This is a genomic window from Polaribacter ponticola (assembly GCF_026191475.2).
In the GTDB taxonomy this organism is placed as follows: Bacteria; Bacteroidota; Bacteroidia; order Flavobacteriales; family Flavobacteriaceae; genus Polaribacter; species Polaribacter ponticola.
Window position 1 is genome coordinate 376,169 of record NZ_JAOSLC020000003.1, and the last position, 22,381, is coordinate 398,549.

Consider the following 22,381-nt stretch of genomic DNA (forward strand, 5'->3'; position numbering starts at 1 on the left):
CGTTATGTATTTGAATTGTCATTCTTATTATTCTTTACGTTTTGGAACTTTTTCGGAAGTTTCATTGTTAAAACTTGCGCAAGAAAATTCAATTGAGATAATTGCATTAACTGATATTAATAATACTTCTGCTTGTATCAATTTTGTACAACAGGCTAAAAAAGCAAATATTAAGCCAATTATTGGTGTTGATTTTAGAAATGGAAATCAGCAACAATTTGTAGCATTAGCAAAAAATAACAAAGGTTTTGAGAATATCAATCGATATTTATCTCATTTTTTAGAAAATAAAATTCCTTTTCCAGATAAACCGAAAAATTTGGAAGATGTATACATTATTTTCCCTTTTGAAAAAGTTTTAGAGCTGAATCTTTCCACTTTCAAAAGCAATGAGTTTATCGGAGTTTCTGTGGGAGAAATTAAGAAACTTCGTTTTTCCTATTTGAATAATTTTACTGATAAATTAGTCATTCAACAACAAGTAACTATCAGAAATAAAAGAGATTTTAATGCGCACCGGTTATTACGTGCGATAGACAATAATACTTTATTAAGTAAATTGTGTACTTCTGAAGAATGCAAACAAACAGATATAATGTATTCAAATTCTGAAATTTTAAAGCATTTTGAAGAGTTTCCAAACATCGTAGAAAACACAAAAGCAATTCTAAATACTTGTAATATTGATTTCGGTTTTGATGATGAAAGAGTCAATCAGAATCAAAATTTATATTTGAATTCGTTTGAAGAAGATTGTAAAATGCTTTTAGAATTGTGTGATGCTAAAATTTACAATCGCTATAAAAACCCGAGTGAAAAAGTGTTAGCTCGTTTAAAAAAAGAGCTAGATGTTATTGTGGATTTGAAGTTTGTTTCTTTCTTTTTAATCAATTTTGATATTATTAGTTATGCCAAAAGAAACAACTTTTTTCATGTTGGTAGAGGATCTGGAGCAAATAGTATAGTCGCTTATATTCTTGGAATTACAGATGTAGATCCAGTGGAATTAGATTTGTATTTCGAACGATTTATAAATCCATTTAGAGCTTCTCCTCCCGATTTTGATATTGATTTCTCTTGGAAAGACAGAAATACAGTCACTCAATATATATTTAATCGTTTTGATAATGTTGCATTATTAGCGACTTACAATACCTTTAAATACAAAGCTGTTGTTCGTGAACTGGGGAAAGTATTTGGTTTGCCAAAAGAAGAAATTGACAAGTTAAGTAAAGGCGTAAAATCTAATCAATTGGATGATATCTCTAAATTGGTTTTAAAATATGGAGAATTGATTGAAGGTTTTCCAAATTATGTGAGTGTACATTCTGCAGGCGTTTTAATTTTAGACAAACCCATTCATTATTTTTCAGCTACTTCTATGCCTCCAAAAGGATTTCCTACTGTTCAATATGATATGAATATTGCAGACGATGTGGGTATTTTTAAGTTTGATATTTTAGGGCAAAGAGGTTTGGCAAAAATTAAAGATGCTTTAGAAATTATCAAAATAAATAATCCAGATCATCCGCCAATCAATATTACAGATATTGAAAGTTTTAAGAAGGATAAAAAAATAAATAACCTTTTAAAAACTGGTGGCGCAATTGGTGCGTATTATGTGGAATCTCCAGCAATGCGTGGATTGATGCAAAAACTACAAACGCAAGATTATTTAGGTTTGGTTGCAGCAAGTTCTATCATTCGCCCTGGTGTTTCTGGCTCGGGAATGAAAGAAGAATTTATCAAGAGACATCGTTTTCCTGAAAAGCGAAAAGAAGCGCACCCAATTTTATTAGAAATTATGCCTGAAACCTATGGAGTTATGGTATATCAAGAAGATGTGATGAAAGTTGCCAATAAATTTGCAGATTTATCTTTGGGTGAAGCTGATGTTTTAAGACGTGGAATGAGTGGAAAATACAGGTCTTTAGCAGAATTTAAAGGAGTTGAAGATAAATTTATTTCCAACTGCAGAAAAAAAGGGTTTAAAGATGAATTGACATTTGAAGTTTGGAATCAGATTAAATCTTTTGCAGGTTATGCTTTTGCAAAAGGACATTCAGCTTCTTATGCAGTAGAAAGTTATCAGAGTTTATTTTTAAAATGCTACTACCCTATTGAATTTATGGTTGCAGTTTTAAATAACGGTGGTGGCTTCTACTCAACTGAACATTATATTCACGAAGCTAAAATGTGTGGCGCAACCATTGAATTACCTTGCATTAATAAAAGTGATCACGCTAATTCTGTTATTGGAAAAACAATCTTTTTAGGTTTTGGATATTTAAAGAATTTGGAAGATATCACAGTTAAGAAACTCTTAACAGAACGTCAAATCAACGGACTTTTTCTTTCTATAGATAATTTTATAGATCGAATTGCAATTTCTATTGAACAGCTAACGATACTTGTTAAAATTGATGCTTTTCGATTTACAAAGAAAACAAAAACTGAATTATTATGGCACTCAATTTTTAAGACAAATGCCACGAAACAAAAAACGAAACAATCACAATTATTTAAAATAAAAACTACAAAATATGAGATTCCGAAATTAAAATTTCATTGGTTGGAAAATGTGTATGATGAGATGGAATTATTGGGTTTTACAATTCATAATTATTTTAAGTTGGTTACAGAACCTTTTTTACCAAGCGTAAAAGCCAAAGAAATGAATGCTTTTAGCAATAAAAATGTATTGATTTATGGAATGCTTGTAAATACTCGCTACAATAAAACTTCGCAAGGAAAACTAATGCGTTTAAGCACATTTATAGATGAAGATGGACATTATTTTGATGCTGTTCATTTTACAGATGTGGTGCATCAATATCCAATAAACGGAATGGGAATTTATGGTTGTTATGGAAAAATCACCAATAGATATGGGTTTTGTAGTATGAATATAATTCAATCTAAAAAAATGAGTATTGCTGTTGATCCGAGAAATTAATTATATAAACATATAATTATAGAAATCCATAATTATATTTCAACTGGTTTCACTATTTTTATCTAAAAGATATATTTAACTTAACTATTAATGATTCAACTCTCCAGCATTAAAGAAAGACTTAAAAATTTAAATGATACTGAATTCCAAGAATTGTGTGATTCTTTTTTGAGTTTAAGGAATAGAGATTATAAAGCATATTCTCGAAATGGAGCTCATGAGATTAAACAGAAAACTACCAAGGGAACACCAGATTCTTTTATTCAAATGCCCAATGGGCTTTATTTATTTGTAGAATCTACAACAACTGAACATAAAGGAAAAAGATTACTAAATAAGCTGAAAGATGATATTTCTGGATGTTTGAATACTGATAAAACAGATATTCCAATTAATAAAATTCAAGAAATAATTCTATGCTATAATTCAAATTTAAGAGCTGTTGAAATTGAAGAAATTAACAAGGAAGCATTTGAAGTTATGGAAAAACTCCCTATGCATTACAGTCTTGATGCACTTGCAAATGAAATATTTTTTCATCATAAAAACATAGCATCAGATTACTTAAATCTACCATTAGATACAGGACAAGTTGTTTCGTTAGAAAAGTTTGTAGAAGAATACGACAATGGTAAACAGAAACTTGCTACACCTTTAGCTGGTCTGTTTTTACATAGAGATGAAGAACTTAAAAACCTGAAAAGCAAGTTGTTTACTGATGATATTATAATCATTTCTGGTCCTGCAGGTGTTGGCAAATCAAAATTAGCATTACAATCTATTCATGAATTTATTCAATCAAATTTAGATTATAATGCTTTCGCTATTTCTCCAAAAGGAGCAGATTTAATAGGAGATTTAGGAGCTTATTTTAATGGAGATGATAATAGTATTTTATTGGTAGAATGATGTTAATCGTGTTGATAAATTTGATCAAATTTTAGGGTTCTATAAAAGCTTAAATCATAACAATTTAAAACTTATTTTGACAGTACGTGATTATGCTTTAGATAATGTTAGTGAATGGTTATACTTGTATAAAAATTCTATTGTAAAAATTAATGGTTTTAATTTTGAAGAAATTAAAACCATTATAGAAAAAGAGCCTTTTGGTATTTTAAATGGAACATATCAATATAAAATTTATGATTTAGCAAAAGGAAATGCTCGTCTTGCAGTTATGATGGCGATGATAGCAAGAAAAACAAATAATCTTGATTCTTTAAATAATGTAGCCGATTTATTTGAGCAATATTTTGAAACTTTTGTAAGTGACCAAGGCGCATTTAAAGATAAAATAGTACTAAAAGCGTTAGGAATTTTATCCTTTTTTTACACGCTACCTTATAATAACCAAGTATTAGATTCAGTTGCCAATGCGTTTTCAATTCCTGCTGACAAGTTAAGAGAAACTTTTGATAGGTTACATAATTTAGATTTAATAGAACTGAACTATGAGCATGTAAGAATTGGAGAACAGAATCTTTCTACCTATCTTTTTTATAAAGTGTTTGTTAAAGATAAACTATTATCGTTTGAAGCTCTTTGCCACAATTACTTTGAACAACAAGAATATCGTTTTAAGGATACTGTTTACCCAATGCATCAAAATTTTGGAAAAGAATTCATCTCTAAAGAAATAAAACCTGCGCTTATTTCTTATTGGTCCACTATTAAATCTGACAATGAAAAAGCTTTTCGTTTTTTGAAGTTTGCTTGGGAGTTTTTGCCAGACGAAACTTTAATTTATTTAGAAGAGCAAATTAGCTCTATTAATACTTCAGAAAATAAAGAATTAACAACAACATATGAAACGAATGATTTTACCAGTAATTCCAGTCGTGAAAAACATTTAAACTTACTTTCAAATTTTCTAAAAAAACCAACATTCTTTTTAGATGCTCTTGAATTATCATTTCTGTTTGTCAAACAGAATAATCAGCACCTTTCACAATTAATATATAATATAGATAGTAACATAATATTTACAGAAGAAGACTACATAGATCATTTTAAAAGACACTCACAGCTTGTAGATTTTTTAATTGACGAAGCTAAAAATGGAAAATTAGAAGCTCTTGCCTTTTTTGCCATATCAAGAAAATTATTAAAATCTTTGCGTTGGAGCTACGAGAATAAGAAGGAAGCTAAAAAAGATGATTTGAATATAGCTTCTGTTAAAAAATCTCGTATAAAAATTTTAGAAACTCTTTTTACTCTTTATAAGAATTATCCTGAAGAAACATTTTCTGTTGTACTAAACTTTTCAATGGCAGGTGATAACAATAACAAATATACGTTTGCTTTTGATTTAGTTTATCTAATTCCATGGATAGATAAAAATATGAAAGCTAAATCCTTTCGCCATTGTTATTATATTCAAGAAATGATACGCTCTTCAAGAGAAATAAAATATAGTAACCCTGATTTTAAAAGACTCAAAACAACTTTTAAACATCCTACTTACAATTTATTTGAGCTTGTTAATTGGGACAGACGTAGAGGAAAAGAAGAATACGATTTTGAAGATTACGATGAGTTTGAAAAGTTAAAAACTTCTGATATTGCTAAAAAATTAACCTTCAAATCAAAAAAAGAACTTAATTTATTCATAAAACAATATTATAAAATATTGGAATGGAAAGAGGTTAATATGTATTCGCAGTATAACGTTTGCGATAAAGTAATAGAAGCTAATCTTAAAGCAAATAGTGAAATTGGATTGTTAACATTTATAGAACTCGCAAAATTGCAAGATATAAATAAGTCTAACTCTGATTTTTATATATCACGTAAATCAATAGATAACTTAACAAGTTATCCAGAATTAAGAGAAAAATTCTGGAAAGCAATTAGGTTGAAAAAATTAAACGAAATATGGAAATTAGAATTACTTTTTAGCCTTCCTCCCCAAGCCATAACTAAAAAGCATATTAACAGACTTTTTATCGTATTAAATACTATTAAAGTGAATTTTGGAATTAGAATCGAACGAGTAGAAAAATATGAAACTATTGAACCTGAAATTCTTTTTAAAACTCTTCAAATCGTTGTAAAAAGACTTGAAACTGAAAATATAAAAATTTGGTTGTGGAATGAATTTTTAATTTCAGCAGTAAATTCATTTGATAATATAAACCTAATAAAGAAAGCCTATATTCAGCAAGATCAACTTACTAATAGTTTCGATTATTCAGGTAAAGGTTTATTAAACATACTTGAAAAGGATAATAGCTTTTTGTTACAATACACAAAAGTTATTTTTGAAAAAAACACAAGAGAAAGAGCAAAAGATCACAAAGAATTATCGGTAATTTGGAAATTGCCAAGAGTGGAAAATATTTTGGATGAAGTAATCGAATATATGGCTGATAATTTAGATATTTTTTTATTTCAGAGCATTTTGCCAATGCTTTCTTTCAGAGCCCTAATGCCAACACAGAAAGAGCAAATAATTATTTATTAAGATTTATTGAAAAATACAATAAGCAACCAAAAATGATTCTGATTGCATTTGATATAATTCACTGTAATAAAAAGGAGTTATTTAATAAGGCATTTGAGATTTATATTCATAGTAATCAAGAATTAAACTGTTTCAAAAGTATCAAATGGACAGATAATCAAATAACATTTCCAGGAGATGCAATCGTTGGAGCTATTCGAGCTACTAAATGGGAAAAAATATTAAAATTAGTTATTGATATGAAATTGGGTACTAAAACACGAGCGATTCGAAATTATGTTAAATCGAGAAGAGATAGTGAACTCTTGTATGCCGAGCATGAAAAAAGAAGAAAATTTTTACGTAATTAAAATTATTCAACCTTTTATCACCCGTTATAAATCCATAAAAATGAGTGCTTTTAAAAATATAAATTTATTTATTTATTTATTTATTTATTTATGGAAAACTCATAAATACTGGCTACAATACAACATCTCAAAAAATAAATTAGTGAAATTGATTACTTTTATTGACGAAGATGGATATTATTTTGATGCTGTACATTTTACAGATGTAGTGCATCAATACCCAATAAACGGAATGGGAATTTATGGTTGTTATGGTAAAATCACGAATAGATATGGGTTTTGTAGCATGAATATAATTCAATCTAAAAAGATGGGGATTGCTGTTGATCCAAGAAATTAAAATTTACACAAAGTACTTATATTTAAAACTTTATATAATTCTATAATTATAGATTTATATAATTATGGAAATCCATAATTATATATCAAATGGTTTACTTATTTTTAAAGCTCAAAAAAATTGCATTAAATATATTTCTACGTCACTATTTGTCGAACCTATGCTTATATTTTTGTAGAAATGTATAAATATATAATTATATGACTACCATTGAGTACCACTTACAATCTTTCAAAGAACTTAAAGAAAAAGTAAAAGAAGATGATACTAATTTTGACGATACAGAATTCCACTATCTTATTGAAGAAATTGAACAAGAAATAAGTGATGTTTCTGAAAGGGTTTTTGATCATCCAAAATATAATTTAATTCCAACTACAGAAGTTCCTGAATCCATAACACTTGATGCTTTAGAGAAATTAGTAATTGAAATTAAAAGGTTTATAAAGAAAACACAGCCTTTTGATAAGGAAGAAATTTTAGATTATATGTTTCCTAATAGACATGATGACGATTTCGATGAAGATTCCATGAATTACGATAGCGTATTTGGAAAAGATTAAATATTCTGTTCAACAACAGAGTTATATATTACACACTACCCAATTAAGATAAAAATACATGAATAAATCATCCCACAATAAATTAGTATCCTTTATTTGGTCTATTGCAGACGATTGTTTACGAGACGTTTATGTTCGAGGTAAATACAGAGATGTTATTTTGCCAATGATTGTATTACGTAGATTAGATGCACTTTTAGAACCTACAAAAGAAGCTGTTTTAAAAGAATTAGCTTTTCAAAGAGATGAAGCAGGTTTTACAGAATGGGACGAATCTGGTTTGCGAGAAGCATCTGGCTACGTTTTTTATAACACAAGTACCTGGACACTTCAAAAATTAAAAGATACTGCAACCAATAGTCAACAAATATTACAAGCAAATTTTGAAGATTATTTAAACGGTTTTAGCCCGAACGTTAAAGAAATAATAGAGAAGTTTAAATTAAGAAATCAAATTCGTCATATGGCGAATAAAGATGTTTTGTTAGATGTTTTAGAAAAGTTTACATCCTCAAATATCAACTTAACCCCTTTTGAGAAATTAGATCCAGAAGGAAGAAAATTGCCAGCGCTTTCTAATTTAGGAATGGGGTATGTTTTTGAAGAATTAATTCGGAAATTCAACGAAGAAAATAATGAAGAAGCTGGAGAACACTTTACGCCTCGTGAAGTAATCGATTTAATGACACACATTATTTTCGATCCAATAAAAGATAATTTACCACCAGTTATGACTATTTATGATCCTGCTTGTGGTTCTGGTGGAATGTTAACAGAAAGTCAGAATTTTATAAAAGATGAAAAAGGCTTGATAAAAGCAATGGGCGATGTTTATCTTTTTGGGAAAGAAATAAACGACGAAACGTACGCCATTTGTAAAAGTGACATGATGATTAAGGGAAATAATCCCGAAAACATTAAAGTGGGTTCTACCCTATCTACAGATCAATTTGCAGGACAAACGTTTGACTTTATGCTCTCAAATCCGCCTTATGGAAAATCTTGGAGTAGCGAACAAAAATATATTAAAGATGGTAAAGATGTTATAGACCCTCGTTTTCAAATAAAACTGAATAATTATTGGAATGTAGAAGAAGATGCAGATGCAATTCCACGTTCTTCAGATGGACAATTGTTATTCTTAATGGAAATGGTTTCTAAAATGAAATCTTTACAACAAAGTGCTGCAGGAACAAGAATTGCAAGTGTACACAATGGAAGTAGCTTATTTACTGGAGATGCTGGTAGTGGCGAAAGTAATATTAGAAGATATATTATAGAAAACGATTGGTTAGAAGCCGTTGTACAATTACCAAATAATTTATTTTACAACACTGGCATTACAACCTATATCTGGTTATTAAGTAATAATAAACCAACACATAGAAAAGGAAAAGTACAATTGATAGATGCAGGACAATTGTACAGAAGATTACGTAAAAATTTAGGAAATAAAAACTGCGAATTCACTCCAAAACACATTACTAAAATTGTAGAAACCTACACAAAAATGAGTGTAGCCGAAAAAGAAGGCAATCACGAAATCGCAGCTAAAGTTTTTGACAATACCGATTTTGGCTATTACAAAGCAACCATAGAAAGACCCAAAAGATTAAAAGCACAATTTACAGCAGAACGAATAGAAACCTTACGTTTTGATAGAGTTTTACAAGAACCGATGCAATATGCATTTGAAACTTTTGGAGAAGACGTTTACACAGGTATCAATAAACACCAAAAAGAAATTATAGAATGGTGTGAAAAAAACGAATTGAATTTATCTTCTACCAATAAAAAGAAACTGATTAAAATAGATACTTGGCAGAAACATTTACGTTTGGTAAATAGTGCAAAGGCATTACAAAATGTATTTGGAGATAAATTGTACGACAATTTTAATGAATTTAGAAAAGAAGTTGACGATGAAATTAAAGCACAAAAATTAAACATTTCTGCAAGCGATAAAAAAGCCATTTTAAATGCAGTTAGCTGGTACTGTGCAGATGCAGAAAAAGTAATTAAAAAAATAGAAAAACTTTCAGGAGATAAATTATCAAAACTCTTAAAACATTTAGATTGCAAAAAAGAAGATTTAGCCGACTTTGGCTATTTCGGTAAAATTCAAAATGTCACCTTGAGCGCAGTCGAAAGGTCTCTAAAAAAAGACGAATACATTGTTTACGAAACAGAAAGCGATATAAGAGACACCGAAAATGTGCCACTAAAAGATAACATTCATAGTTACTTTTTAAGGGAGGTAAAACCACACGTAAATGAAGCTTGGATAAATTTAAATGCCACCAAAATTGGATACGAAATTAGCTTTAATAAATACTTCTACAAACACAAACCTTTGCGAAATATAGAAGAAGTAACTAAAGATATTATAGATTTAGAAACAAAAAGTGATGGTTTAATTGCAGAAATTTTAAATATTGTATAATGTTTAAAGTAAAAAACAAAACACAACGTTATAAAGGCTACAAGGATTCTGGTGTAGAATGGTTGGGAGAAATCCCTGAACACTGGGAAGCTACTCGTGTAAAGAATATATTTCGATTAGTTGTTGAACCTGCACCAAATAATAATGATTTTGAACTATTATCAGTTTACACAGAAATTGGTGTAAAACCTCGAAAGGAATTAAAAGAAAAGGGAAATAAAGCATCTACTACTGATGGTTATTGGTTAGTTAAAAAAGGAGATATTATTGTAAACAAATTACTTGCTTGGATGGGAGCAATTGGTGTATCAAATTATAATGGTGTCACAAGTCCAGCATATGATATTTTAAGAGCTAAAGTTGATATCGAAAGTAATTTTTATCATTATTTATTTAGAAATTCAGCTTGTATTTCAGAACTCAAAAAACACTCTCGGGGAATTATGGATATGAGGCTTCGATTATACTTTGATAAATTTGGAGATGTTGTAATTCCTTACCCAAGTTTTGATGAACAGAAAATCATTGTAAGCTTTCTTGATGATAAAACAACTAAAATAGAAGATGCAATTGCCATAAAAGAACAACAAATACAATTATTAAAAGAACGTAAACAAATTTTAATACACAAGGCTGTTACTAAAGGTTTAGATAAAAATGTTGCTTTTAAAGATTCTGGTGTAGTTTGGATTGGTAATATTCCAACGCATTGGGAATTAAAACGATTTAAGTTTATAGCTAAAGCGAATAAAGGGAAATTACCTAATAAAATTGTATCAAATCCTTATAATAACTTACCTCCATATATGAGTATGGAATATTTGCGTGGCGGAATAGAAAATCAATGGGTTTCCGATAAAGATGCTATTGTAATAAATTCTGGTGAAACTCTTTTATTGTGGGATGGCTCAAATTCTGGTGAGTTTATAAAAAGTAGAAAAGGAGTAATATCATCTACTGTTGCACATATAATTTTCAAAGGAATTAATGAAAACTTTGCATGGTATTATTCAACGGTTTTAGAAAGGGAAATTAGAGGTAATACTATTGGAATGGGAATACCTCACGTAAACGGAAAATTTTTAAATAATTTATCTGTTTTACTACCAACTATTTCAGAACAAAAAGAAATTTCGGCATATATAGAAAACGCATCACAAAAAATAGAAACTGCTATTGGTTTAAAACAAGAAGAGATTGCCAAGTTAAAAGAATATAAAAGTAGTTTAATAAATGGGGTTGTAACTGGTAAGGTAAAGGTTTGTTAATATGACAGAAGCAGAAAAAAATTTAATAGATTCAGGTAGATGTGAGTTATTCGAAGAAATCGCAAGTAAAGTTTGGAAAAGAATAACTGATGCGCATGATGTAAATGTAAATTTAAGAGAAGAAGGAATTACTTATGATATTTTAGTAGATATTTTAAGATTTAGTAAATATCGAAATGGCAATTTTGATGTCTCTGCTAAACCTGGTTATGACGAGAATAAGTATGGAAGTGATATTGATGTATTTGTAGAAACTACTAAAAACCAATATCGATGGTTTGCATTGCAAGCAAAAATATTAAAAGCAAATAATAGATATAATACATTAAGAGACGGTTATAGTCAAACTAATCCAACATACCAATGGGATAAATTAAAACTTTTAGAAGCTGCCAGCGGTTGCACAGCCTTCTACCTTCTTTATAATGGTAAATACAGATCAGAAGATTATAACTTTAAAAAAAACGATTCTTGTAATAGACCTTACACAGAAGATCAATTAGGTTGTTCATTGGTTTCTGTTCCAATTATTGAGAAATTAGGGTTAACACGTAATGCAAGAGGAACAAGATTTGTAAATCCTACTTATGAAGATATACATCCACATAATAGTGAACCATGGAGAACTTTAGTTTGTTGTATGTTGGATAAAGCAGATGGCACACTATATGCTAAAGCAGAAATAGATAATTACAATTCTAAATTCTTACCTATTTCAGAAGTTTCTTTAGAAGACGATTCTCTAGATATTGAAAAGGACAAAGATTCAAATAAAGATATAGAAATTAATAATGACAATAAAATAGCACTGGCTTCTCAAAAGGCTGGATGGAATCCGACATTTAAAATTATTATAAATAGATCTGATAATATTGATTAAAAAATTATAAACTGATACTCATAAGTCGCAATAAAATAATTTGTTTAGAATTGGGTATTGACTACAGCTATAGTAAAAAGTAAAGTTATTAGAAAAGAAAAAGCAGAAAATTGAAATGTTAAAAAAATATAAAAAAAGAATGAAAAATGGAAAGTTAGTTATTAATGTAAAGTCTTGTTAAGTATGGAAAATACTACAACTTTAAATTATGAAACAAGCATTCTAAAGGATAAGTTAATTAAGCTCCGAACTAAAGTTCTTTCTAATTACAAAGATCCTCAATTAATGTTTAGTGCTTTCAAAACAGAAAGCGACACTAACAAAGGGTATAATGGTAGACAAGTATTAGAATTATTTCAAAACTGTGATGATGAAAATTCACCAGAAGTTCTAATTAAAATTAATAAAGAGCGTAATACTTTTAGTATTTCTAATATTGGAACACCCTTTTCAGAAAAAGGGTATAACTCATTATTTTACGCCAGTTTATCTTCTAAAGTTTCAGGTAAATTTATTGGTAATAAAGGACTTGGTTTTCGTTCTATAATAAATTGGGCAAATGAAATTAATATTTATAGTAATGGTATATGTTTAAAATATGCGCCTCATTTTATTGAAAAAGCGTTTCACACTTTACACCCTTCTAAAGAAAATCGTTTGGCGTTGTTGCAAGAAAGAGGTTTAGTAGAAAATGTTGTACCATTACCCTTACTGTCGTATCCTGATATAACTGAAAAACAGTTGGATAACGGTTACACAACTACCATAGAAATATCTTATAAAGATGGTTTTTATGATAATATTGTGGAGCAAGTAGAAAGTATTACAGAAGAAACTTTATTGTTTTTAAATACAATAGAACACGTAAAGTTTGAAGGTTTCAAGAATCAAAAAGATATTTTAATTAATCAAAAACAGGAATTAGAAATTATTCCTGCTACTGTAGCACCAACCTCTGTAATTACCATAAATAATAAAACTTGGAATATTGTAGAAGAATCAAATCCGTTAGATGATAAATACCAAAATAAACAATCCACTAACAAAGATTTTTATCAACTTAAATTAGCTTTCCAAAATGATTTCTCTGATAATGTAAATAGATTGTTTTCTTATTTTTTAACAGAAGAGCCATTAGCGTTTCCTTTTTTAATACACGGTACCTTTGAATTAGACCAGAACAGGAAAAGAATCTCAAACGATAAAAATGAGAATGGTATCAGTAGAAATGAATTTATTCTAAAAAGATTAGCAACATTAATAATAAATACAGCTAAGCATTTTTCTAAAGAAACAATTAAAGCAAGTTGGAAACCTTTATTGTTTTTAAAACATAATAAAACCAATACGTCGTTAAATGCTTTTTTTGAAATTTTAGAAAGTAAAATTTTATCAGAAAAATTATTTCCTTGCGTCGACAATAACTACTATAAAAAAAGTGATGCTATATACATTAGTGATTCATTTAGTAAAATGATTCAAAGACTGTCTTTAGAGCGTTTCTTCCCTAACCATCTTATCTCTGTTGAAGAAAGGGTGAATTTATTAAGTTATAATCTCAACGGTTCTATTACAAATATTATAACTATTGTTAATACGATTTCAAAGACAAGATTAAGTATTGAAAATAGAGCGCTTTTTATTTATGAAATAGTAAAAGCTTTTCCTTCATTACAATTTGATTTTTTAGTAGATGAAGCTGAAAATCCAATTAAAGCAGACGAATATATTTTTACACCTAAAACGACAGACAAAAATTTAATAAGACCTGACGACACCAAAATTCAATTTTTGAATGAAAAATTGTATCACAAACTTTCAAATTTATTTGGTTACGACGGCAAGAAAAGTTTAGGTAGAAGTCGTTTTGTAATGCAACAACTTAATGATAATTGCAATATAAATGAATATGAACCTAATAGGTTAGCTTTAAAAATTATATCTGAAACTAATAAAAAGTTAAAACTTACTGGAGCAAATAGTTTTTCATTAATTCAGGAAATGAATAGGTGTTTGTACCATAATTTTTTACAAACCGATGACGTAAGTGAATTTAGTCAAGAAGTTTCTGTTCGGACAATTAATAAAACTGGAGATATAGCAATTTGTAAAGACTTGTATTTGTCAGCATATTACCCAAAAGGGAAATTAACCGAAGAAATCTTTGAAAGCATATACGACCAACCAGAGTATATTGCCTCACCAGAAAAATTAGGTATAGCTACTAATGCAGAAGATTTTGATATAAACAAATTTGAAGAGTTTTTGGTATGGTTACAAACTAATATTTATGCAAAATATAACTCACAAGTTTCAATTTCAAGTGGTTTGGATAGCTTTATGCAGTATGTCCAATTCTATAATAACTCAAATATAGATTATAGAGCTTATATTATTTCTTATAAGGAAATAGTAGATTTTGAAAAAATATTAAATCAAATTTCTATAGAAAAATTATTACTGTGGATTAATGTAGATGCTAAGCTCAAGAAACAACTTAACGATGAAGAAAACGAGAATACGTATAAAATAAGAGAAGTTAACTATCGACATTTTTATAGCATACCAAGTAAGCCTTCTTATATTAAATATAAAATATTATCAAATAGTAAATTTCAGTTTCATAATCAACTAATTGAGGATAAAACTGAGTGGCTAAACGATATAAGAGTAAACTACACACATTCTTTATTTACAGAAAATGAAATAAGTAAAACTAAGATTAACAGTAGTTTACTTTTATTAAATGCAAAAGAAGATTTTAATGATTTGTCTATTGAATACGTTACAAATCTCTTTGAAAAATTAAACAAATTTGCCAAAGAAAAAGAAGGTAAAGGAAGTCAGGATTTTTATCAAAAAGTATATAAACATTACAGAAAAAATAATAAAGAATTAACTAAACCAGTAAGTCTATTTGCAAAAAGTAACGGAGTTTATAGTTTATATAAGCAAGAAGAAGTTTACTTTAGTGATAATATAAAGTTACCAGAAAACCTTACGAATAAATACCCTATTTTAAATTACCCGCCTAGATCTGGTGGTGCAACTGCAATAAAGTTATTTAATATAAATGATATTAAAGATTTAGATTCACAATTGGAAGAGGCTATTATAAATAAAAACTTATCGGCTGATTTTAATGAGATTTTTAAAAACCTTAAACCTTTTGTGCTTTCTTTTAGATTAGATAGTTTAAATACACAGAAAAGCAAAGAAGCTGATGCTTCAAAACTAAAAAATATCATCATAGAATTATGCGATAAAATAGAGTGTTCAATTGAGAACAATTTATTTGTAATCGATAATTTTGAGTTTTATTACAAAGGTAATAATCACTATTTAATAGCTGTCAACGGGACAGATATTGATAAAATAATTTCAGAACCTAAATTAGCAGATGTTTTTGCAGAGATATTAGCCAACACCTTTGATACTAATAACGAGAAAGATGATTTTAGATATTTAATAAGAAATACCGAAAATTACAATACTCATTTAATTGAGCAAAAGTTTGGGTTAAGTATACTAGATGAAGCTAAAATTCTATTAGGACAAGCTAATGAAAAGACTAGTTTTTGGAAAAATATCTACGAAATAAGAGACTGGAATTCTTCAGACATAGATAAGAACGATTATTCTCGGATTTTAGAAGTTTTGAACCTAGAGTTATTGCCGAATATTGGTTATTCTTTTATAAATACTATTGAGAATTATAAGATTATTGAAAAATTATTTGACACTATTAATATTGATATAACAACCTACAATAAGAAGGCTTTTGATAAAATTGATTTATATAATTTAAACTATAAAAAAATTGAGCAAGCAATTGAAAAAAAATCTAGTTTAATTAAATCTTCTTTATGGAAATCTTTAGAAAATTTAAGTATCAATGAACAATCGAAGTATTTAAGCTTAATAGGTAAATATAAAAACAAAGATAAATTCACTTCAGAAAAAGCAAATCAGTTGAAATTTCAATTTGATTTTAGTTTGGATGAAATTGTTAAGGAATATATCGAAGAAAAGTATACCAATTTAGAATTAGTTGAAATTTTAAATTTAGACAAAAAAAGAATTTTAAATCTAAAGCATTTTAATTCAGAAGAAGTTAGGTTAATTGAAACTAATTTAAAGCTAATGAGTTTAATATTTTTTGAATCTGCAATAGAAAACATCAAAGTAGAATTAAAAGAAAATCTACGGGTTCAGAAGAGTGAAGAGGATAAAATACTTGAATCAAATTCTTTAGAAGAAAATATTCAACCTACAATTTTAAATAGTAATACCTTAAAATCAAGAGAGGTTTCTGAGTCAAAGAATAAAGGTGGTAGAGGTGTTTACATACCTTCTTTTGATGATGATAAAAAGAAAAAAAGAAAGGTGATGTGGCAGAAAAAGTTGTGTTAGATTATTTTATAAATAACAATTACAAGGATATTGACCCTGTAGCTATATTTGATCCATATTATCATTATGATATTCAGTATACAAATGAAAATGGAGATGTAAAGTATGTTGAAGTAAAATCTTTTGACTTTGGTAGTTTTCATTTATCAAAATCAGAATACGATTTTGGCTTAAGCAAAAAAGAAAATTATGAAATATGGTTAGTAAAAGATAAAAATATCATTATTCCAATTTATGACTTCTTTTCAAATCCAAAATATAAAACAACTGTAAATGAATATTTAGTTCATTTAGAAATCGTTAATAATAAATAAACTATGCATAGCCAAACAAACGAACAAGCATTAGAAGCATATATAGAAAAAATATTAACAGGTACTAATTTAGAAGAATTAAAAGCCCAAAATATTTCTATAGATGCAGTAAATGAAAATGCAGAAATCTACAGAACTGGCAAAGGATATTATATTGGGCAATCTGCTAATTTTAATGCACAGTTTGCGATAGACGAACAATTCTTTTGGTCTTTTTTAGAAAATACGCAGAAAGAAGAATTAGAAAAACTACAAAAACAAAGCGATTGGAAGTTGAAAATTCTAAATCGGTTTGATCGATTGGTAAAGAAATATGGCATTCTCTATTTACTGAAAAAAGGTTTGCAAGTAGATGATGCTCATTTTACATTATTTTACCAATTGCCATTAGCAAGTAGTAGTAAAACTGTAAAAGATAATTTTGAGCAGAACAAATTTAGCGTAACAAGACAATTATGTTATTCAGTAGATAACCCAAGAGAAGAAATAGATTTGGTGTTCTTTTTAAATGGTTTGCCAATAGTTTCTATGGAGTTAAAAAACCATTGGACAGGGCAAAATGCAAGAGTGCATGGGCAACAACAATACAAAACACAAAGAGATAACAAACAACCTTTATTACAATTTGCACGCTGTATTGTTCATTTTGCAGTTGATACAGATGAAGCGTATATGACCACTAAATTAGATGGAAATAAAACTTTTTTTCTTCCATTTAACAAAGGAAATAAACACGGAAAAGGAAATCCAGAAGTTGCAAAAGACGAAATTGGTCACAGAACCAATTATTTGTGGAATGAAGTTTTTACGAGGGAAAGTATTGCGAATATCATTCAGCATTTTGTGCGTTTAGATGGTAAAAAGAAAGACGCTTTACAAAGTAAAACCTTGTTTTTTCCACGTTATCATCAAATGGATGTGGTACGAAAAATTATTAAAGACGCAAGTATAAAAGGAGTTGGAGAAACCTATTTGATTCAACATTCTGCAGGTTCAGGAAAATCGAATTCTATTACTTGGGCTGCTTATCAATTAATAGAAACCTACCCAGCAAACGAAAAAGCAGCAGGAAATAAAGGAAGTACGCAACCATTATTCGATTCTGTAATTGTTGTAACAGACAGACGTTTATTAGACAAACAAATAAGAGATAATATTGCAGATTTTTCTGAAGTAAAAAATATTGTTTCACCAGCATATTCATCCAAAGAATTAAGAGAAAGTTTAGAGCAAGGGAAAAAAATCATTATTACTACGATTCAGAAATTTCCTTTTATCATTGATGGAATTGCCGATTTAAGCGAAAAACGTTTTGCAGTAATTATAGACGAAGCACACAGTAGCCAAAGTGGAACAGCTCATGATAATATGAACAGAGCTATGGGTACAAAAGTAAATGAAGATGAAGAATTAGATGCCCAGGACAAAATAATAAATGCGATGCAGTCTCGAAAAATAAGAGATAATGCAAGTTATTTGGCATTTACAGCAACTCCAAAACCAATTACTTTAGAGAAGTTTGGTACAAAACAAGAAGATGGTACTTTTAAACCTTTTCACTTATATTCTATGAAACAAGCCATAGAAGAAGGTTTTATTTTAGATGTATTAGCAAATTACACCACCTTAAAAAGTTATTACGAGATAGAAAAATCAGTTGATAACAATCCGTTTTTTGACGGTGCAAAAGCACAGAAAAAATTACGAGCTTATGTAGAGCAACATCAGCAAACCATCCATACCAAAGCAGAAATAATTTTAGATCATTTTATTCCGAATATTGTCAATAAGAAAAAGCTAAAAGGAAAGGTAAAAGCGATGGTAATTACCCAAAGTATCGCTTCTGCCATTAAGTATTACAAAGCTTTGCAGAAAATATTAAAAGAGAAAGGAAGTCCTTTTAAAATTGCTATTGCTTTTTCTGGAACAAAAGAAATCAACGGAATTGAATATTCTGAAGCTGAAATGAATGGTTTTCCTGAAAAAGATACCCGCCATAAATTTGATGAAGATGCCTACAGAATTTTGGTTGTTGCTAATAAATACTTAACAGGTTTCGATCAACCAAAATTAACAGCAATGTATGTTGATAAAAAACTACAAGGCGTTTTAGCTGTCCAAACACTATCAAGATTAAACAGAGCTGCAACTAAATTAGGCAAGAAAACAGAAGATGTTTTTGTATTAGACTTTTTTAATTCTTCTGCAGAAATAAAGGCTTCTTTTGATCCATTTTATACAGCAACTTCTTTAAATGAAGCAACAGACGTAAATGTACTCCATGAGTTAAAAGAGGTTTTGGACGATAGAGGTGTTTATGAATGGATAGAAGTAGAAGATTTTAATATAAAATTCTTCAACAAAGAAAAAGCGGAAGTTATTGGTAAAATTATTGAAAGAGCAGCCGAACGCTTTAAACACGAATTGGAATTAGAAGATGATGAAAAAGCTGATTTTAAAATTAAAGCAAAACAGTTTGTAAAAATTTACGGACAAATGGCTTCAATTATTGATTTTGAAGTTTTAAACTGGGAAAAACTATTTTGGTTTTTAAAGTTTTTAATTCCGAAACTTCCAATAAACGATACAGAAATAGATGCTTTAGATGAACTATTAAATTCAGTTGATTTATCTACTTATGGATTAGAAAGAGTTCGCTTAAATGAAGCGATAGAATTAGATGCAGATGAAACCGAAGTAGATCCACAAAACCCAAACCCAAGAGGAGCTCATGGAAATGGAGAGGAACATGATCCATTAGATTTAATTGTAAGTAGCTTTAATGAACGTTGGTTTCAAAATTGGGAAGTTACTCCAGAAGACCAAAGGGTAAAATTTATTACGTTAACAAAATCGATTCAAGCGCATGAAGATTTTCAATCTAAAGTACTTGAAAATGGAGATGAACAAAATAAAAATTTAGCATTCAAAAAAATATTAGACGAAGTAATGTCTAAACAACGTAAACAAGAGTTAGATTTGTACAGATTGTATGCTAAAGATGATGCTTTTTATAAAGCCTTTTTTGATACCATGAAACGAATGTCACAGATATAAGTTTTTTCTAAAAAAAACAGCGATTTATAATGAGTATAAGAGAATTTGAAAAAGAACTTGTAAAAGCACCTTTTTTGGGCAAACCTCACTACCCTATTTCTGGGTTAGATCAGTTAGGTTTAAACTTAACAAGCGAACGTGTTTTTGATTTACTATTACCAGGTTTAAATAACGTTACACAAAGAATAAGATACTATTCTTTTTACTGCTGGTTTTTTGATTGGTACGCAACTTCCATAAGAAATACATCAAAGAAAAATCAAAATAAATTTTTAAGAAGAGCCGAATTTTTATTGGCATTAATTAGTGCCCATAAAAAGCAAAGTGGTGTTCCAGGAATATCTAAAGCATTAACTATTTATGAGTTAAATAATGATGTGATAAATCTAATTGAAGGCACACAAGAGGGAAAAAGTAGTGAAGGTTCTTATTGGAAGAATCCAAGAGGCGTGCTTGGTCAGTATTATATTAGCTCGATTAAAGAACTGGGTATTTTAAGAGATCAAGGAAATATTGAAGGGTTATATATCCGAACAGATTTTAAACACGAAAGCAAAATTTCAGGTAAATTATTAGCAGACTCCTTTAAAAAAAACACCAAAAATACGTTGCCTATTTTTATAGAAGCGATAGAAAGCAATAGTGTATCTAAAAATGATTTAGAAAAATTATCAAACGACTTTAATATGGTTATTGTGCCATTTAATAGTGATGAGCAAGAACTTTTATGGAAATTATTTTCTGGTACAGATAGACCTAAAGAAAAAAAGGATGTTTTTTTTAGAAAGGCTACAATACAACTATTATTAGAAAGCAGTAACTTACAAGAACCTACTGAAAAATTTAATCAATTAGATGTTCCATTAACCATTTATAGCAAAGGTTGGAATGAGGATAAAATACTCGCTGAAAAATTATGGTATTTCTTTATAATGGAACAATTCTGGAGTGTTGCAAATACTGGTTGTTTAGATGCTTTTTTGGAGATTTTAAATGATAAATCTAACAATAGTTGGATAAGTGAAGTAACATTTACAGAAAATTTAATTCAAGAAATAGAGAATTATTTTGAAAAAGAAAATATCGATATAGAAAAAGATCTATTCTTTAAAACTGAATTATCAGACTTAACCATTCAGCATTTAGTAGAGTTGTCAAAAAAAGAAAAAGATGCTTATCAAAAAATTATCTACGCATTATTGGCTATTCAAAAACTATTTGTTGAAAATAATAGTATTCAAGATGAACTTTTAAAAATTTCAAATTCTTTTAATATCCATACGTCTGGCAGTTTTCTTCAAACAATGACAGAGTTTAAAGACAAAGAAAATATTTCAATTAAAAAATTCATTACCTATTTCCTTACCAATAAAATAATCAACAGACACTATTTTGTTGCTTTAAAGAAACTTAATGACACCCAAAATAGCGCAAAATTCTACAGAGATGAAGGTTTAATTCGCTTTGTAGATTCATTTATTTATGATTATTCATCTCCAAGAATTCATACTTTGTATGGTTTTATGCAAGATCTTAATATAATTGAAAAGGAAAAAATTGAGTTAACAGTATTGGGGAAAGAAAAATTAAATTCTTTGACTTATGAGAATTGAAAGAGCTAATATTTTAGAATTAATAGGTACAGGGAAAAACAAATATCATAGCTGTGTAATTACAAGCTATAGTATAGATTTAGTTTTTTTCGAGCATCTAATACTACCTAAATTAAGAAGTGCAGGTGTAACAAATATTAATCTATTTGTAGACGCAACTATGTTAGAGCAATATTTGTCCTCTCATTTGGGCACTTCTCACAAAAAATTTAAAGCTAATTACAGTATAACTCCCATAAAAACATCTGGAGCTTTCCACCCAAAAACACTTTTTTTAGCGGGAAAAGAAAAAGGTTATTTAGCAGTTGGAAGTGGAAATATTACTTCAAGTGGTATGCTTTACAATGATGAAATTTGGTCATCATTCTATTATACTAAAGATAAAAATGATACGAAATCAATTTTTAAATCTGCGTGGAGTTTCATTGAAAATTTAAAAAACTACACTCATGGAATTAATAAATTAAAAATTTCTTGGGTAGTACAACACGCACCTTGGATATTAGACCTAAAAGAAGACACTTCAAAAGATTTCTTTATTAAAGATATTTCTTATTTTTTTCATATACAAACAAAGATGAATCTCTATATAATAGAACGTTTGTAAATTTCCCCAAAAACCCACAATCTATAAAAATCATTGCTCCCTACTATAATTCAGATGGCGCTTTTATAGATAAGTTAATAGAAGAATATAAAACCAATAATATTCATTGCG

The 22,381-nt window shown here is 28.6% G+C and carries 14 protein-coding genes; all 14 read left to right on the forward strand.

All coding sequences use genetic code 11. The annotated features are described in order from the left end of the window. The first annotated feature begins 4 nt into the window (after positions 1 to 4). The 14 genes from N5A56_RS06545 (at position 5) to N5A56_RS06610 (ending at position 22,270) form a co-directional block, all read left to right on the forward strand. On the forward strand, positions 5 to 2,956 hold the full coding sequence (locus tag N5A56_RS06545; protein ID WP_088355061.1) for a DNA polymerase III subunit alpha: 2,952 nt from the start codon (positions 5 to 7) through the stop codon (positions 2,954 to 2,956). 90 nt (positions 2,957 to 3,046) lie between these two features. Further along, positions 3,047 to 3,865: a hypothetical protein gene (locus N5A56_RS06550; protein WP_274270279.1), complete on the forward strand. Its 819-nt coding sequence runs from the start codon at positions 3,047 to 3,049 to the stop codon at positions 3,863 to 3,865. Positions 3,866 to 3,941: 76 nt separating this feature from the next. Further along, a complete protein-coding gene (locus tag N5A56_RS06555; RefSeq protein ID WP_274270280.1) occupies positions 3,942 to 6,422 on the forward strand; it encodes a hypothetical protein in 2,481 nt (826 codons plus the stop codon). 32 nt (positions 6,423 to 6,454) lie between these two features. Beyond that, positions 6,455 to 6,772, forward strand: a complete 318-nt coding sequence (locus N5A56_RS06560) for a hypothetical protein (RefSeq protein ID WP_274270281.1) — start codon at positions 6,455 to 6,457, stop codon at positions 6,770 to 6,772. A 40-nt stretch (positions 6,773 to 6,812) separates the two neighbouring features. Then, positions 6,813 to 7,112, forward strand: a complete 300-nt coding sequence (locus N5A56_RS06565) for a hypothetical protein (RefSeq protein WP_265724758.1) — start codon at positions 6,813 to 6,815, stop codon at positions 7,110 to 7,112. Between the two features lie 200 nt (positions 7,113 to 7,312). Beyond that, positions 7,313 to 7,675, forward strand: coding sequence for a hypothetical protein (locus N5A56_RS06570; RefSeq protein ID WP_088355064.1), 363 nt, complete (start codon positions 7,313 to 7,315; stop codon positions 7,673 to 7,675). A 58-nt stretch (positions 7,676 to 7,733) separates the two neighbouring features. Further along, positions 7,734 to 10,118, forward strand: a complete 2,385-nt coding sequence (locus N5A56_RS06575) for a type I restriction-modification system subunit M (protein ID WP_088355065.1) — start codon at positions 7,734 to 7,736, stop codon at positions 10,116 to 10,118. Beyond that, positions 10,118 to 11,386, forward strand: coding sequence for a restriction endonuclease subunit S (locus N5A56_RS06580; RefSeq protein ID WP_088355066.1), 1,269 nt, complete (start codon positions 10,118 to 10,120; stop codon positions 11,384 to 11,386). Before N5A56_RS06575 ends, N5A56_RS06580 begins: the two co-directional genes overlap by 1 nt. Before the next feature lies 1 nt (position 11,387). After that, complete coding sequence (locus N5A56_RS06585; RefSeq protein WP_088355067.1) at positions 11,388 to 12,266, forward strand: hypothetical protein; 879 nt, start codon at positions 11,388 to 11,390, stop codon at positions 12,264 to 12,266. Positions 12,267 to 12,449: 183 nt separating this feature from the next. Next, positions 12,450 to 16,679: a sacsin N-terminal ATP-binding-like domain-containing protein gene (locus N5A56_RS06590; protein ID WP_265724759.1), complete on the forward strand. Its 4,230-nt coding sequence runs from the start codon at positions 12,450 to 12,452 to the stop codon at positions 16,677 to 16,679. After that, the gene (locus tag N5A56_RS06595) at positions 16,658 to 16,993 is read left to right on the forward strand and encodes a protein NO VEIN domain-containing protein (RefSeq protein WP_265724760.1); all 336 of its coding nucleotides are present in this window, start codon (positions 16,658 to 16,660) and stop codon (positions 16,991 to 16,993) included. The genes N5A56_RS06590 and N5A56_RS06595 overlap by 22 nt, the downstream gene beginning before the upstream one ends. Positions 16,994 to 16,996: 3 nt before the next feature. Further along, positions 16,997 to 20,050 carry a type I restriction endonuclease subunit R gene (locus N5A56_RS06600; RefSeq protein WP_088355069.1) on the forward strand — a complete coding sequence of 1,018 codons (3,054 nt, stop codon included), beginning with the start codon at positions 16,997 to 16,999 and terminating at the stop codon, positions 20,048 to 20,050. Between the two features lie 29 nt (positions 20,051 to 20,079). Continuing rightward, the gene (locus tag N5A56_RS06605) at positions 20,080 to 21,663 is read left to right on the forward strand and encodes a hypothetical protein (protein ID WP_088355070.1); all 1,584 of its coding nucleotides are present in this window, start codon (positions 20,080 to 20,082) and stop codon (positions 21,661 to 21,663) included. Beyond that, on the forward strand, positions 21,653 to 22,270 hold the full coding sequence (locus N5A56_RS06610) for a hypothetical protein (protein ID WP_274270282.1): 618 nt from the start codon (positions 21,653 to 21,655) through the stop codon (positions 22,268 to 22,270). Before N5A56_RS06605 ends, N5A56_RS06610 begins: the two co-directional genes overlap by 11 nt. Positions 22,271 to 22,381 lie beyond the last annotated feature (111 nt).